At 55.5% G+C, this 13,981-nt stretch carries 16 protein-coding genes; 4 read left to right on the top strand and 12 right to left on the bottom strand.

From position 1 onward, the window contains the following. The first annotated feature begins 14 nt into the window (after positions 1-14). Positions 15-449, top strand: a complete 435-nt coding sequence (locus AC2FAK_RS16660; protein WP_013098903.1) for a YhbP family protein — start codon at positions 15-17, stop codon at positions 447-449. Here the strand turns inward: AC2FAK_RS16660 and AC2FAK_RS16655 are convergent. After that, on the bottom strand, positions 429-947 hold the full coding sequence (locus AC2FAK_RS16655; RefSeq protein ID WP_013098902.1) for a type 1 glutamine amidotransferase domain-containing protein: 519 nt from the start codon (positions 945-947) through the stop codon (positions 429-431). The two genes, AC2FAK_RS16660 and AC2FAK_RS16655, sit on opposite strands and share 21 nt — an antisense overlap. 128 nt (positions 948-1,075) lie before the next feature. Between AC2FAK_RS16655 and AC2FAK_RS16650 the strand changes: the two genes are divergently transcribed. Both AC2FAK_RS16650 and AC2FAK_RS16645 read left to right on the top strand, forming a co-directional pair. Further along, on the top strand, positions 1,076-1,720 hold the full coding sequence (locus tag AC2FAK_RS16650; RefSeq protein WP_013098901.1) for an NAD(P)H-binding protein: 645 nt from the start codon (positions 1,076-1,078) through the stop codon (positions 1,718-1,720). A gap of 40 nt (positions 1,721-1,760) precedes the next feature. Continuing rightward, on the top strand, positions 1,761-2,798 hold the full coding sequence (locus AC2FAK_RS16645) for a permease (protein ID WP_095440457.1): 1,038 nt from the start codon (positions 1,761-1,763) through the stop codon (positions 2,796-2,798). Positions 2,799-2,847: 49 nt separating this feature from the next. On the opposite strand, the gene dolP is transcribed toward AC2FAK_RS16645, so the two are convergent. Genes dolP through AC2FAK_RS16625 form a run of 4 tightly spaced genes read right to left on the bottom strand, consistent with a single transcriptional unit; the run spans position 2,848 to position 6,563 of the window. Further along, entirely contained in the window at positions 2,848-3,423 is a 576-nt protein-coding gene (gene dolP, locus AC2FAK_RS16640) for a division/outer membrane stress-associated lipid-binding lipoprotein (protein WP_013098899.1), read from the bottom strand. A gap of 9 nt (positions 3,424-3,432) precedes the next feature. Then, positions 3,433-4,023, bottom strand: a complete 591-nt coding sequence (diaA, locus tag AC2FAK_RS16635) for a DnaA initiator-associating protein DiaA (protein WP_003861754.1) — start codon at positions 4,021-4,023, stop codon at positions 3,433-3,435. 21 nt (positions 4,024-4,044) lie between these two features. Beyond that, on the bottom strand, positions 4,045-4,440 hold the full coding sequence (locus tag AC2FAK_RS16630; RefSeq protein WP_013098898.1) for a YraN family protein: 396 nt from the start codon (positions 4,438-4,440) through the stop codon (positions 4,045-4,047). Then, complete coding sequence (locus tag AC2FAK_RS16625) at positions 4,398-6,563, bottom strand: penicillin-binding protein activator (protein WP_311379540.1); 2,166 nt, start codon at positions 6,561-6,563, stop codon at positions 4,398-4,400. Before AC2FAK_RS16625 ends, AC2FAK_RS16630 begins: the two co-directional genes overlap by 43 nt. A gap of 61 nt (positions 6,564-6,624) precedes the next feature. Here AC2FAK_RS16625 and rsmI point away from each other — a divergent pair, with 61 nt between their 5' ends. Beyond that, positions 6,625-7,488: a 16S rRNA (cytidine(1402)-2'-O)-methyltransferase gene (gene rsmI, locus AC2FAK_RS16620; protein WP_013098896.1), complete on the top strand. Its 864-nt coding sequence runs from the start codon at positions 6,625-6,627 to the stop codon at positions 7,486-7,488. 133 nt (positions 7,489-7,621) lie between these two features. Here rsmI and AC2FAK_RS16615 read toward each other — a convergent pair whose 3' ends face one another. From AC2FAK_RS16615 to AC2FAK_RS16585, 7 genes are all read right to left on the bottom strand, one after another. After that, on the bottom strand, positions 7,622-8,395 hold the full coding sequence (locus AC2FAK_RS16615) for a DeoR/GlpR family DNA-binding transcription regulator (RefSeq protein WP_047023159.1): 774 nt from the start codon (positions 8,393-8,395) through the stop codon (positions 7,622-7,624). A 110-nt stretch (positions 8,396-8,505) separates the two neighbouring features. Then, positions 8,506-9,549, bottom strand: coding sequence for a galactitol-1-phosphate 5-dehydrogenase (gene gatD / locus AC2FAK_RS16610; RefSeq protein ID WP_095455381.1), 1,044 nt, complete (start codon positions 9,547-9,549; stop codon positions 8,506-8,508). Positions 9,550-9,591: 42 nt separating this feature from the next. Beyond that, positions 9,592-10,965 carry a galactitol-specific PTS transporter subunit IIC gene (locus AC2FAK_RS16605; RefSeq protein WP_020687326.1) on the bottom strand — a complete coding sequence of 458 codons (1,374 nt, stop codon included), beginning with the start codon at positions 10,963-10,965 and terminating at the stop codon, positions 9,592-9,594. A 4-nt stretch (positions 10,966-10,969) separates the two neighbouring features. After that, entirely contained in the window at positions 10,970-11,254 is a 285-nt protein-coding gene (gatB, locus tag AC2FAK_RS16600) for a PTS galactitol transporter subunit IIB (protein WP_058651412.1), read from the bottom strand. A gap of 27 nt (positions 11,255-11,281) precedes the next feature. Then, a complete protein-coding gene (gene gatA / locus AC2FAK_RS16595) occupies positions 11,282-11,749 on the bottom strand; it encodes a PTS galactitol transporter subunit IIA (protein ID WP_095455382.1) in 468 nt (155 codons plus the stop codon). Between the two features lie 14 nt (positions 11,750-11,763). Next, the gene (gatZ, locus tag AC2FAK_RS16590) at positions 11,764-13,035 is read right to left on the bottom strand and encodes a tagatose-bisphosphate aldolase subunit GatZ (RefSeq protein ID WP_094084861.1); all 1,272 of its coding nucleotides are present in this window, start codon (positions 13,033-13,035) and stop codon (positions 11,764-11,766) included. A 20-nt stretch (positions 13,036-13,055) separates the two neighbouring features. After that, positions 13,056-13,910, bottom strand: coding sequence for a tagatose bisphosphate family class II aldolase (locus tag AC2FAK_RS16585; RefSeq protein WP_094084860.1), 855 nt, complete (start codon positions 13,908-13,910; stop codon positions 13,056-13,058). Positions 13,911-13,981: the final 71 nt, after the last annotated feature.

The following is a 13,981-nucleotide window of genomic DNA, read 5'->3' as shown; positions in this document are numbered from 1 at the left end:
GAGAGAGAACGAAAATGGAAACTCTGGCTGCCATTAACCGCTGGCTGGCGAAACAGCATGTTGTCACCTGGTGCGTGTATGACGACGGTGAAATGTGGTGCGCGAATGCGTTTTACTATTATGACCCTGAGCGCGTTGCGTTTTATGTGATGAGCGAAGATAAAACGCGCCATGCGCAGATGACCGGTCAGCAGGCGAAGGTGGCAGGGACAGTTAACGGTCAGCCTAAAACGGTGGCACTGATCCGTGGGGTGCAGTTTAAAGGGGAGATCCGTCGTCTGGACGGTGAAGAGAGCGACGCGCGCCGTAAGCACTACACGCGCCGCTTTCCGGTAGCCGCCGCCTTAAAAGCCCCGGTGTGGGAAATCCGCCTTGATGAGCTGAAATTTACCGACAACACGCTGGGCTTTGGCAAAAAGCTGCACTGGCTACGCGCCGAGCAGGCGTAGCGCTTCGCGGTTGAACGCCGGCAGATCGTCCGGGGTTCGGCTGGTGATCAGCTGGTCTTTGTCGTTGACCACCTCCTGATCGTAAAACTCGGCCCCCGCGTTTTTCAGATCGACAACGATCGGTTTCACGGCAGTGAGTTTACGCCCGCGCACCACATCCGCGCTGATAAGCAGTTGCGGACCATGGCAGATAGCAAAGACCGGTTTTCCGGTGGAGACAAAATCGCGGGTGAACGTTACGAAGCGCTCGTCGCCGCGCAGGGAATCCGGTGAATGACCGCCGGGTAACAGCAGGGCATCAAAATCAGACGGGCTGACGTTATCGATGGTTTCATCGATGGTCACGCTGGCCTCGCCCTTATGGCCTTTCACCGTTTTTCCCGCCTCTTTCTCAATGGTGATGACCTCATGTCCCGCCTTGCGGAACGCCTCAGCAGGTGAGGTGAATTCTGAATCTTCAAACTCGTCGGTAATCAGGACTGCGATTTTTTTACCCATGCTTCCTCCGTTGTTTTCGCTTCAGACTGTTTTTTTCCCGTTTGTGGTAAATACTTACCGGTAACAGACTTCTAAGTGTGGTTGACCATGCTGAGTTCGCAAACGGACTATTCTGTAAAGGGGATGAAATGAGTCAGGTACTGATTACGGGGGCAACCGGGCTGGTGGGCGATCATCTGCTGCGGCTGCTGATCCAGGATCGCAGGGTGAACTACATTGCGGCCCCGACACGTCGACCGCTGGCGGACATTTCGGGCGTCTTTAATCCTCACGATCCACAGCTGACCGACGCACTGGCGCAGGTGCAGGATCCCATCGATATCGCCTTTTGCTGCCTCGGGACAACGCGGCGTGAGGCGGGCAGTAAAGAGGCGTTTGTTCATGCTGACTATACGCTGGTGGTCGATACGGCGCTGACGGCAAAAAAGCTGGGTGCCACCCATTTTGTGGTGGTCAGCTCGCTGGGCGCCAGCGCCCGTTCGCCGTTCTTTTACAGTAAGGTGAAGGGCGAGATGGAAGAGGCCCTGATTGCCCAGAAGTGGGAGCGGTTGACAATAGTCCGTCCCTCCATGCTGCTGGGGCATCGCGACGAGCGTCGTTTTAACGAGTCGATGTTTGCCCCGTTGTTCCGCATTCTCCCTGGTAACTGGAAATCCATCGAGGCGCGCGACGTGGCGCGTGCGATGTTAAAAGAGGGGCTGTCACCATCGCAGGAGGGAGTGAATATCATCCCTTCGGCGAAACTGCGTGAAATCGCGCAGGGCGAGGCGTAAACTCCCCCGGCTAATTAAATAACACTCTCCGGGGAATGCTATGACTGGTCAGTCTTCATCTCAGGCGGCAACACCTGTCCAATGGTGGAAGCCCGCGCTCTTCTTTCTCGTGGTCATTATCGGCCTCTGGTATGTGAAATGGCAGCCGTACTACGGTAAAGCCTTCACTGCCGCTGAAACGCACAGCATCGGTAAATCTATTCTCGCTCACGCTGATTCCAGCCCGCTTCGCGCGGCGTGGGATTATGCCATGGTCTATTTCCTTGCCGTCTGGAAAGCCGCCGTATTAGGCGTCATTCTGGGCTCGTTGATTCAGGTGCTTATCCCGCGTCACTGGCTGGTGAAAACCCTGGGGCAGCCACGCTTTCAGGGCACCCTGCTGGGGACCATTTTCTCCCTGCCGGGCATGATGTGTTCGTGCTGTGCCGCGCCTGTTGCTGCCGGTATGCGTCGTCAGCGAGTCTCTATGGGCGGTGCGCTGGCGTTCTGGATGGGCAACCCGCTGTTAAACCCGGCAACGCTGGTGTTTATGGGCTTTGTCCTTGGCTGGTATTTCGCCTTTATCCGCCTGGTGGCCGGTCTGCTGACGGTGCTGGTGGTGGCAACGCTGGTGCAGAAATGGGTGAAAGATAACGCCGTTGAACCGGCCGCCATTGAGCTTGATGTCAGCGAGCCGCAGGGAAGCTTCTTTGCGCGCTGGGGGAATGCTCTGTGGCAGCTTTTCTGGAGCACCATTCCTGTGTATATCCTGGCGGTGCTGGTGCTCGGGGCCGCACGTGTCTGGCTATTCCCGCATGCCGACGGCGCCATCGACAATACCCTGATGTGGGTCATTGCGATGGCCATTGCCGGTTGTCTGTTTGTGATCCCAACGGCGGCTGAAATTCCGATTGTGCAGACCATGATGTTGGCCGGCATGGGCACCGCACCGGCACTGGCATTGCTCATTACCTTGCCTGCCATCAGCCTGCCGTCGCTTATCATGCTGCGTAAGTCATTCCCGGCGAAAGCGCTGTGGCTCACCGCAGGGCTGGTGGCGTTGAGTGGGGTGATTGTGGGGGGTATTGCGCTTCTGTGAAAAAAGCCCGGTGGCGCGAGCGCTCACCGGGCTTACAGTCAGGTGGGAATTACTTAATGTAGGTAAATGCGGTGGTGACGTGTTTCACGCCGCTCACCCGGCTGGCAATATCGGCCGCCGCTTTCCCTTCACGGTCGGTAACCAGACCCAGCAGGAACACTTCGCCGTTTTCGGTCGTCACTTTCACGTTGGATGATTTCACCTGGTCTGAACCCAGCAGCTGGGAACGGACTTTGGTGGTGATCCACGTGTCATTGGAGGCGGTACCAAGGCTGATTGGCTGCCCCTGACGGACTTCGTTGAAGACTTCCGCAGTGCCCTCTACGCCCATCGCGATCTGTTTCGCGCGGCTGGAGAGTTCGCTATTTGGCGCCTGGCCTGTCAGCAGCACTTTGCCCTGGTAAGCCGTCACGTTGATCCGCGCTTCTTTCTTGATTTGTTCGTCTTTCGACAGCGCACTGTTAACGCGCAGCTCCAGCGTGCCGTCATCTACCTGGGTGCCAACGGTGCGCGGATCGGTCGCTGCTTTGGTGCCGACGGCAGCGGTACCCACAACAGCCGCAGCGATACATCCCTGCAGCAGTAATGCAGACATAAGGACTGCGAGGGTCGATAAAGCCTTCATGAGAACTCCTTAATCATCCTGGTGAGGGAAAAGCGTGTTATCGATCAAATCACATAAGCAGTTCACCGTGAGCATATGCATCTCCTGAATGCGTGCGCTACGGTGAGACGGAATGCGGATTTCCACATCCTGCGGCCCCAGCAGGCCCGCCAGCTCGCCCCCGTCATAGCCGGTTAAGGCAACGATAGTCATATCGCGGGTAACGGCGGCTTCGACGGCTTTGACAATGTCACGGCTATTGCCGCGCGTGGAGATGGCCAGCAGCACATCGCCCGCATGGCCCAAGGCACGCACCTGCTTAGCGTAAATCTCGTCATGCAGACGATCGTTAGCAATCGCTGTTAAGACCACATTATCGGTATTAAGTGCAATGGCAGGTAAACTGGGGCGTTCTGTTTCAAAACGATTGATCATACTGGCAGCAAAATGCTGTGCGTTGGCAGCGGACGTGCCATTGCCACAACAGAGGATTTTGTTGCCATTGAGCAGGGACTGCACCAGCGTCATGGCGGCGCGAGAGATTGCGTCAGGGAGGGCTTCTGCCGCGGCAATCTGAGTCTGAATGCTTTCTGTGAAGCACACTTTAATTCTTTCGAGCACGTTATCCCTTTTAAATCTTAATTATGCGTCTTCGCCAAAAGCGTTTTTCAGCCATTCGATCTCGTTTCCGGTGAAGGCTAACACATCGAACCGGCAATCCACAGTATCAAAACTCCCATTATGGCGGGCAAGCCACAAGTGGGCAGTCTGTAATAATTTATGTTGTTTGGCGGGCGTCACGCTGGCGGCAGCACCGCCAAAACGGGAAGACTGTCGGTAGCGTACTTCCACAAACACAATGACCTGACCCTCTTTCATGATCAGATCGATTTCGCCGCCACGTCCGCGAACGTTAGCGGCGATAAAGCGCAGTCCTTTGCCCTCAAGCCAGCGACGCGCTTTTAATTCCCAGGCGTCGCCGGTCTCTTTACGGCTTAACTGGCCGGGACGATTTGTCCCTGCTGGTATTTGAGCCATGATAACTTCCTGTTAATCACGCAATCCTGAGTGGCCGTCAGATCGCCGGTATTGCCGTTTAGCTCAAAGCCCGGCACCTGACGCATTTGGGTAAAGTGGTTCGCCAGCGTCCAGGCATCGACGCCCATCGCGTACAGACGCGCCAGTGAGTAGTCGTTACGGACTGCGCTCAGCGCCTGCTGCATCAGGGCCGGATTGCTGCCCGCCAGCATCGGAATTTCGCTGTATTGCAGGCCGTCCATCTCCAGGCGGAAATCCGGGCCTGCAGTGCCCTGTGCGCTGCGAGAGCTGGCGTAGAGCGTGGCGCCGCTCTGGCTGCCGTTACGCATGGCGATCATCGGCTTGATGAAGGCAATCTCTTGTGGCGTAGCGACGATATAGGCCGCATCCACTTTACCGCCACCGCTAATCTGTGCATCGGTAGGTGGGGCAGGGATGGTCAGACCACCAATCGTCACGCTCTGCTGCTGTGGCAGGCTTGCACTCACCGGGCTGCCGTTAAGCGCAATACCCGCGCCGCCGTTAACGCCCGCGCGCAGTTCAGAGACGGAACCGAATTTCTGCTGCAGCACGATGCCGCCGCCCAGCTTCTGCCACTCTTCGGCAAAGGCGTTGGCGACGCGATCGCCCAGCGTACTGCGAGGGATCAGCAGCAGCGGAGACTGTTTCCCCTGCTCGTGAATATGACGCGCCGCATCGCGGGCTTCATCTTCCGGAGAGAGGGCGAAATAGCAGATATTGGCGCGGTTCTGAACCTGTTCAGGCTGGTTGAGCGCCAGCACGTTCAGCGCAGTGTTGCTCTTCATCAGCTCTTCGACGTTGTTTTTCAGCAGCGGACCCACAACGATGCTGGCACCGTCCTGTTGCACCTGCGCCAGAACCTGATCGAGCGGTTGAGAACTGGTGTCGTAGATTTTCAGCTCAGCGCCCGGGTTAGCGCTGGTGGTGGCTGCGGCCTGTGGCTGGGCAGCAGGCTGAGCGGCAGGTTGTGCTGCGGGCTCAGTGGTCTGCGGTTGAGGTTGCTCCGCTGTCGCAGGCTCTGTTGCCGGTGCGGATTGTGTCTCTACCGGAGCCGGAGTCACAGGCGCGGGTGCTGCAGCCGCAGGTGTGGTCGGTGCTGTCACCGGGTTCTGCATCGTCCCCTGCGCCGGGGTTTGTGCTGTGGTCAGGTCGCTGGTTTCCGCGGCGGAAGGGCTGACAACGTCGTTCACGTTTGCCGCCTGAGCTGCCTGCGCCGGAACTGCACTGCCGGTCACTGGCGTGGTACCGTTCTTCGCCGCTTCAAAACCTTGTTGAATGGTGCGGCCAAATACCGCCGCCTGGCCGTTCAACGGCAGAAGCAGGGCGATTTTGCTGGTGGAGGCAGGCTTAAAGTTCTGCACGTTCACCAGCTGTGTTGGCAGCATTTTCGCGCCCGGGTTTTGTGGGTAGCGCGTTTGCCAGTCGGTAATACCGGCTTTCAGCATGTTTGGATCGCTGCGGTTGTTAAACCACATCTGTTGCAGATCCAGCCACCCCTGCAACACGTTTTCATCAGCATTGATGACCAGCGCCTGCGCCTGTTCCTGGGTCATTGAGGCGAGCGCCTGCCAGGTGGCATCGATATTTTTCTGCTTGTCCGCACCGCCGAGCAGCGGCTCCTGGGCGATCAGTGCCCGCAGCAGCGTCAGGGAAGGGCGTCCCTGCTCAGCGGTAATCCCCGCCTGCCAGAAACGGGCCTGCTGATTTTTATCCAGCGCGCTCACGTCGATGTCGCCAAGGATCTTTTTCGCGGCGGCATAATCTTTCAGCGCGACTTTTAGCTCGGCAGAGAGCAGGCTCTGCTCAAGACGCTGGGCATCGTTAAGCTCGTGCGGAAGCTGGTTGAACAGTTCGGCGGCCTGCTGGGTTTTGCCCTCTTTCAGCAGTGCACGAATGGCGAGTAATTGCCAGTTGATCCTGGTATCATTTGAGCTTTGCGACATTTGTTGCAGATAAAAGCCAGAATCAGCCTGAGCGGATCCCTGCAGATGGGCCGTGCTCTGGTCAGGTGCCTGGGTGCTACAGCCTGCAAAGATCAGGGCTGCCAGCAGAAGCGGCACGCTGCGCGTGGCTTTTTTTCGAAGAAACGTTAACGGTACCATACTGTATCCAGTGATTTTTTTACGCAATGCTCAATATTAAATCGGCAATACGGACGAAACAATGAAACAACACGAAACGGCAGAGAATTCTCAAGGCCAGCTTTATATTGTACCTACTCCTATCGGGAATTTGTCTGATATTACCCAACGTGCGCTGACCGTATTGCAAGCTGTTGATTTAATTGCTGCTGAAGATACCCGGCATACCGGTTTATTGCTGCAACACTTTGCGATTAACGCTCGTCTCTTCGCCCTGCACGATCATAATGAGCAGCAAAAAGCAGAAACGCTGGTGGCGAAGCTCAAAGAGGGGCAGAACATTGCGCTCGTCTCTGACGCCGGTACGCCGCTGATTAACGACCCGGGCTACCATCTGGTGCGTACCTGCCGTGAAGCCGGGATCCGGGTGGTCCCACTGCCGGGGCCGTGTGCTGCGATTGCTGCGTTGAGCGCAGCAGGCCTGCCGTCCGATCGTTTCTGCTATGAAGGTTTCCTGCCCGCCAAATCCAAAGGCCGCCGTGACGTGTTAAAAGAGCTGGAAGCTGAACCGCGTACGCTGATTTTCTACGAATCCACGCATCGCCTGCTGGAAAGCCTGGAAGATATGGTGACCGTCTGGGGAGAGAGCCGCTACGTGGTGCTGGCGCGCGAGCTGACCAAAACCTGGGAAACCATTCACGGCGCGCCGGTCGGCGAACTGCTGGCGTGGGTGAAAGAGGACGAAAACCGTCGTAAGGGCGAGATGGTGCTGATTGTCGAAGGGCATAAAGCGGAGGAGGACGCACTGCCTGCCGATGCGCTGCGTACTCTGGCACTGCTACAGGCTGAATTGCCGCTTAAGAAAGCGGCAGCACTGGCGGCAGAAATCCACGGCGTGAAGAAGAATGCGCTCTATAAATATGCGCTGGAGCAGCAGGGGGAGTAAATCATACTCCGCCTGTTTTTGCCGGGCGGTGCTGCGCTTGCCCGGCCTACAAAATCCAGAGTGTCGGAATAAATGTCGGTAGAAATGTCGGAAAAGAAAATTGCGCAGGCCAACCGGCGATCTGCGTCTTTCGCTAAACCGTAATGATCTCAGTGCCCGTTTTGCTCAGCAAGTCTTTATCGTGTTTTCCGATCCCATCATCCGTAATCACACAGTCAATCTTCTCCATCGGCAGCACCTGATTAAACCCGCGACGATTAAACTTGCTGGCATCCAGTACGGCAATCACTTTATGGGCGGCAGCGGCCATCACGCTGCTGATGGAGTAGCCTTCATTGAAGGTGGTGATACCATTTGTTGCATCAATGCCGTCAGCCCCAACAAACATCAAATCCGCGCTGATACCTGCAAGCGAACGCTCGGCAATGGTTCCGTGCATGGAGTGCGTTTTATGGCGTACCGTGCCGCCGCAAACCACCAGCGTAATATCTTTATTTTCCGAAAGAGCAAACGCAGCGGGCAAGCTGTTGGTGATGACGGTAATATTGGCTTTCCTCACCAGCGCTTCGGCTATCAGCATAGTGGTACTGCCGCTGTCTAAAATAACCGTCATCCCTTCTTCGATCAGGGCGGCGGCGGCCTGAGCAATACGTTTTTTCGGATCGCTTGCCAGCTGGTAGCGTTCCTCCAGTACGACTTCCTGATTCTCACTTTCAGCCAGGTTACTGCCAGGCTTTGCGGCGCCCCCATGGAAGCGCGTGACCAGCCCTTTTTCTTCCAGCAGACGCAGGTCGGTTCGAATGGTCACTTCAGAGATGCCAAACAGATTTGATAGATCCTGCACCATCACGCTGCCCTGAGCGTTGACGAGGTCAACGATTTTGTTCCTTCGCTCAAATGAGTTCATATTGAATTGCCTGATAATTAATTGTCCCTATTCTAATCGAAGGTATGCGAAAGGTGTAAGGCAATATTCGAAAGTAAATGTGAGCCAGCTCAGGTTGCTGGCTCGAGGGATTAGGCGAAACGCAGCATAATTTTGCCCTGCATCGGTGCGCCGTTCAGAGCCTGCACGGCCTGAGCGAAGCTCTCACTGTCGCCGGTATGGGCAATGAGTGGCTCCAGTTGCAGTTTTTTCCCGGTGAGCAGGCGGACTGCCGTTTCCCACTCTTCCCCAGGCCATGGTGCTGAGTAGTTCATCCAACTACCCAGAAGCGTCAGCTCCTTACGCAATATTTTGCCAAAGGTTGCGGCAGGTAAATTCAGGTCATGATGTAATGTACCGACCAGCGCCACCTGGGCGTGAGGACCGGCAATATCAATGGCAAGCGAGACAGTTTGTGGTGTTCCAGCGGTTTCCAGCACGAGTTGATCAAACCGGTTGTCCTTCAGCGCGTTGAGAATGTCATCGGTGCTCAAGGTCCGGCTGTTGAACACCTGGGTCGCGCCCAAGGTTGTCGCCAGGGCGAGTTTATCGTCGTTGATATCAATTGCAGCCACGCTCTTTGCCCCCAGTGCCAGCGCGCACTGCATCGCCAACAGACCGATCGTTCCTGCACCGACGATAATGACATTTTTATCTTTGCAGCCCGAAGCCAGATGGAACGCGTGCAGCCCTACGGTGATAGGCTCGATAAATGCCCCGTCTTCGATCGCCATCTCTGCTGGCAGGCGGAACAGGTTCGCGCGCTTCACGACAATATATTCCGCATTGCCACCGTCACTGCGTGAGCCGACAAACTGGTACTGCTTACACAGCGAGTAGTAGCCTTTTTCACACTCCGGGCACGAAAAACAGGGCAGGAGTGGAATGCAGGCTACAGGATCTCCGGCCTGGAGATCCTTTATATCCGCACCACAGGCTTCGACGTGTCCGCTAAATTCGTGGCCCAGGGTGATCGGGTAGTAGTGCGCCCCTTTGGCAAAAATACGCGGGATGTCTGAGCCGCATAATCCTGAGCAAACGATGCGTACCAGAACATCATCCGCATCCTGTATTTGAGGGACCGGGCGTTCTTCAACGCGCACGTTGCCCTCAGCGTGAATTACCACTGATTTCATGATTCACTCCAGAAAAAGAAGGGGAGCATGGCTCCCCGGATATTAAGATACCGTCTGGCTTTGCGGGTTATCGGCGTTTTTCTCCGCCGCCGTAAACGCCCGGGCACGTCGCCAGGTGAGCAGTACGCCAGTAAAATAGATCGCACCAATCACGATGAATCCCACCACGTTTTGCCAGGTAAAGAGCTGAATGAGCAGCCAGGTGATCGGCGAACCGCCCTGATCCATGGATGCCACAAGCCCACCTGCTTTTAACGCCCCCGCGTTCTGTGCAAGCAGGGTGTGCAGGCCGATGGTCTGTGTGGCGATCCACAATGTGATACCCATTATGATGACGCCGGAGATGAGAGTACGGAACAGATTACCCTGATGAACCGCGACCGCCATTGCCACGAAGAAGCCGATAGTCGCAAGGTCGCCGAAAGGCAGCACCTGGTTACCCGGCACCAGTACCGCAATCAGAATTGTTAATGGGATGAAAATGAGACTGGCGGAGACCACTGACGTATGGCCCAGCAGCAGCGCGGGATCAAGACCAATTAAGAACTCCTGACCACCAAATTTGGCCTGCAGGCGTTTGCGGGCGTGTTTAGCAATTGGCGTCAGGCCGTCCATAATCGGCTTGATGACACGCGGCATCAGCAGCATCACCGCAGCGGTTTTCACCGCCAGTTGCAGAACGGATTTCGCGTCGTATCCTGCCAGCATGCCGATGACCAGCCCCATGACAAAACCGACGGTGACGGGCTCGCCAAACGGACCAAAGCGTTTCTGCACATCGTCGGCGCTAAAGTGGATCTGCTTCAGACCTGGAATGTGGTTGATAATCGTATCGACCAGCACCGCGACAGGACCGAGATACGCCGACGAGCCGTGAGGAATGGCAATTCCCTCCAGACCGAAGAAGTCTCGCGTGTCTTTGGCAAACCAGTCCCCCAGCTTGTAGACAAAGGCCGCGTGAACCACCACGCCAAGGATCCCCAGCCAGTAAGAGCCAGTGGCCAGGTGCAGCATTGCCCCGGTGAATGTCATATGCCAGATGTTCCAGATATCCACATTCACTACACGGGTCATACGGGTGACCAGCATGATGACATTGACCCCAATGGCTACCGGGATCGCCACCAGTGCGATTTGGGAAGCCCAGGTCATAGGGGAAGAACCTGGCCAGCCGATGTCAACCACGTGCAGGTTAATCTGGAATTGTTCCGCCATCGCTTTGGCTGCAGGGCCAATGGAGTCGAGCATCAGGCCAATGACCAGCCCAATTCCCACGAAGCCGATGCCGATATGCAGGCCGGATTTGAAGCAATCGCCTAGTTTCATCCCCAGAAGTTTAGAGAAGATAATAATGACGATGGGCAGCATGACGGTGGGACCGAGGTCGAGGATATACCGCATGATTTCGGTAAACATGATCTTAACCCTCGAGGATAGTAAGGATTTTTTGTTGCAGGGCTTCGATACCGACGCCTGATACAAACGGCATCCCATGAACTACCGGAATGTCACCAAACGATCTGTCGACTTTTGCCGTGGTGCAGATCAGGTCTGCACCGTCCATATAGGTTTCAATTTCGGTCACCCGACACTGAACCAGATCCAGCGTTATGTTGTGGGCTTCACACAGTTCTTTGATCTCTTCAGCCGCCATGGTTGAGGTGGCTACGGCACCACCACAGGCAACAATAACTTTACGTTTCATAGGGTACTCCTTTTTATTATCAGTATGTTATGAAGCCTGTGCACAGGAGGCAGGCTCAAGGATAGTCTCCCGGAATCGCTCGGCCAGGCGATCGGCTGGCGTGGCCAGCAACATGTCCAGCATGTCCGGGTTTTGTAGCTCGCTGAAAAGACGGCGCAGCAGTTTTATTTGCGCCGTAGGGTTTTCAACAATTAACGCGATAATGAGTGAAACCGCGACCTCTCCATCATCATCCGCCTGCTGAAAATTCACCGGTTTGTCCGGGCGAATCAGGTAAATCGCAGGGCTTTTGGCATGTACCGCTTCACAATGCGGGATTGCAACCGCATGGCGTTCGAGGGTAATGCCGGTGGGGTAGTTGAGCTCCCTTTCGAGAAGTGCGGCTGGGTAAGTGGCATGCACAACCCCTTTCGCCAGCATCTCCTCGCCAATATGTGCCAGCGCAAGCTGGCTATTTTCAAACTCAATCCCGGTACGGACAAAAACGTGACTCATAGACTCTCCGGGCATCAGACGTATTCAGGGGAACAGCCAAATCGATAGGCGCGTAATACATCCTGTATTTTGTCGATGATGAGATTTTGCGGTGTTGCAACGATCTCATTCATCGACAATCGTTCGAACTGAACGGGCATAAACTGGCTGATCAGCCCAAGTGGCAGTGCGGTGTTACTCAGGTTGGCGAGTAATTTCTCCACACCCTGACGGATACGCGGATGCGGCCAGTAGTAGCGAATGCGGTCAGACAAGCTGAAATGAATATCCACCATCGCCTGGCTCCAGGTCGGGCGGTAGTACTTCTTCCAGTAGTCCGGCTCGTTCAGCATCACCTCGTCGATCACCGCCAGCACGTGGCTGCGCTGCTCAGGAGCGATAAGTTCTTTCTCCATTTGCGCAAGGGCAAAGATGGCTTCACGCAGGGCAAAAGTGAGCGCCGGGCCAACTTTCAGAATCGCGAAGTGATCGCGTACCAGGGCGCGATAGGCCTGGCGGGTCTGGTAATCGGTCGAATGCGCCTCGTAGACCATCGGTGTCTGGCGGATCCAGCCGGAAAGCGCCTCTGCTGCGTGGGGCTGATAGTGAATAATTTGGGTATGGTCGAACTCCACGCCTGGTTGCACCACGATAGCAATCACGCGCGTCATGGCGTCTTCCAGACCGAGTTCGCTAAAGGCTGCGCGATGGGTGTCCAGCGTCTGTGCAGCATCTTCGACACGGGTAACATGCACGCTGTTAATACTGCTGGCTTCTCCACCTGGTACGGGAACTTCAGTACCAATGACGTAGGTCAGTGCCGCCTTTTGTTCCTCCGTAGCCGTCTCTTCAGCTGCTTTACACAGCCGCGCAGCGCGCTGTGCTACCACCACTGGCGCTAGCGGGATGGCGTCGTCGGCGCAGGACATGGATGCGTCCAGATGGATCTTGGTAAATCCCGCAGCGACATAGGCTTTGATCAGCTCAACGGATTTATCCATCGCGGCTTCCGCCGGTTCGTTTTGCCAGCAGTTAGGCCCCAGGTGATCCCCTCCAAGAATCAGGCGCTCTCGTGGAAAACCAACGTGTTTGGCAATGTTCAATACAAAATCGCGAAAATGGGCAGGAGTCATGCCGGTATAGCCACCAAACTGATTCACCTGATTCGAAGTGGCCTCAATCAGCACTTTATTGTTGGTGTTCAAATCAAACCGCAGTGCAGCTTCGATAACCAGCGGGTGTGCTGAACAGACAGAACAAATACCGAGGTGTTCTCCCGCCTTATGGCGGGCAATAATATCTTTCACAATTCCTCCGGGTCAGGACGTTAGAGTTTTCCTTCACAACCACAATCGATAATCACCTTGCGTACCACCTCTTGCATGGCACTTTTGGCTGGTACCATGTAATGACGCGGATCGCTGGCATCGGGGTGTGAAGCGAGATAGGTTTTCAGCGCGTTTGAGAAGGCGATTTTGAGTTCTGTGGCGACATTGACTTTGCAGATCCCGAGGCTAATTGCCTTACGGATATCTTCTGTCGACAATCCTGAGGCACCGTGCAGTACCAGCGGAATATCAACCTGATTACGGATCTCTGCCAGGCGCTCGAAATCGAGCTTTGGCGTGGCTTTGTACAGGCCGTGCGCAGTGCCGATGGCAACAGCCAGCGAGTCGATACCCGTGAGTTCAACAAACTCATGCGCCTGTTGTGGGTTGGTGTAAAGCGCATCTTTACTGTCGACGACCAGGTCATCTTCCTGACCACCCAAACGCCCAAGTTCGGCCTCCACGCTAACGTCGTAGCGGTGGCAGTAGTCCGTCACTCTCTTTACCAGCGCCACATTTTCACTGAACGGATGATGAGATCCGTCGATCATTGCAGAGCGGATCCCGCTCTGTACTTTCTGCGCGATATCGTCGAAATCTTCGTGATGATCGAGGTGGATCGCCAGTGGCTGGTTGTACGTTTTGGCCAGATCGCTGGCGATGGCGACCACGTTCCCGGTTCCGGCATAGCTAAACGTACCGGGCGTACCCGCGACGATCAGGGGAGCTCGCATCTCAGAGGCCGTTTCGACGACCACCTGCAGCGTTTCGAGATTATGAATATTGAATGCCGGAACGGCGTAACCTTCACGCTGTGCCTTTATCAGCATCGCTTTCGACGAGATGATATACATCTTTCCTCCGAAACCTTTCGTTTTGTATATGCGAAAGACAATATAGGGTTTCGGAATGTTTTTTTGTGATT

The organism is Enterobacter cloacae complex sp. 394F7 (genome assembly GCF_057320385.1).
The sequence above is the reverse complement of the archived record's forward strand: the minus strand, read 5'-3'. Positions and strand labels throughout refer to the sequence as shown.

What these genes read in the sequence shown, in the direction of transcription:
- AC2FAK_RS16660 (WP_013098903.1), top strand. Translation starts at nt 15, where the DNA reads ATGGAAACTCTGGCTGCCATTAACCGCTGGCTGGCGAAACAGCATGTT.
- AC2FAK_RS16655 (WP_013098902.1), bottom strand. Translation starts at nt 947, where the DNA reads ATGGGTAAAAAAATCGCAGTCCTGATTACCGACGAGTTTGAAGATTCA.
- AC2FAK_RS16650 (WP_013098901.1), top strand. Translation starts at nt 1,076, where the DNA reads ATGAGTCAGGTACTGATTACGGGGGCAACCGGGCTGGTGGGCGATCAT.
- AC2FAK_RS16645 (WP_095440457.1), top strand. Translation starts at nt 1,761, where the DNA reads ATGACTGGTCAGTCTTCATCTCAGGCGGCAACACCTGTCCAATGGTGG.
- dolP (WP_013098899.1), bottom strand. Translation starts at nt 3,423, where the DNA reads ATGAAGGCTTTATCGACCCTCGCAGTCCTTATGTCTGCATTACTGCTG.
- AC2FAK_RS16630 (WP_013098898.1), bottom strand. Translation starts at nt 4,440, where the DNA reads ATGGCTCAAATACCAGCAGGGACAAATCGTCCCGGCCAGTTAAGCCGT.
- AC2FAK_RS16625 (WP_311379540.1), bottom strand. Translation starts at nt 6,563, where the DNA reads ATGGTACCGTTAACGTTTCTTCGAAAAAAAGCCACGCGCAGCGTGCCG.
- rsmI (WP_013098896.1), top strand. Translation starts at nt 6,625, where the DNA reads ATGAAACAACACGAAACGGCAGAGAATTCTCAAGGCCAGCTTTATATT.
- AC2FAK_RS16615 (WP_047023159.1), bottom strand. Translation starts at nt 8,395, where the DNA reads ATGAACTCATTTGAGCGAAGGAACAAAATCGTTGACCTCGTCAACGCT.
- gatD (WP_095455381.1), bottom strand. Translation starts at nt 9,549, where the DNA reads ATGAAATCAGTGGTAATTCACGCTGAGGGCAACGTGCGCGTTGAAGAA.
- AC2FAK_RS16605 (WP_020687326.1), bottom strand. Translation starts at nt 10,965, where the DNA reads ATGTTTACCGAAATCATGCGGTATATCCTCGACCTCGGTCCCACCGTC.
- gatB (WP_058651412.1), bottom strand. Translation starts at nt 11,254, where the DNA reads ATGAAACGTAAAGTTATTGTTGCCTGTGGTGGTGCCGTAGCCACCTCA.
- gatA (WP_095455382.1), bottom strand. Translation starts at nt 11,749, where the DNA reads ATGAGTCACGTTTTTGTCCGTACCGGGATTGAGTTTGAAAATAGCCAG.
- AC2FAK_RS16585 (WP_094084860.1), bottom strand. Translation starts at nt 13,910, where the DNA reads ATGTATATCATCTCGTCGAAAGCGATGCTGATAAAGGCACAGCGTGAA.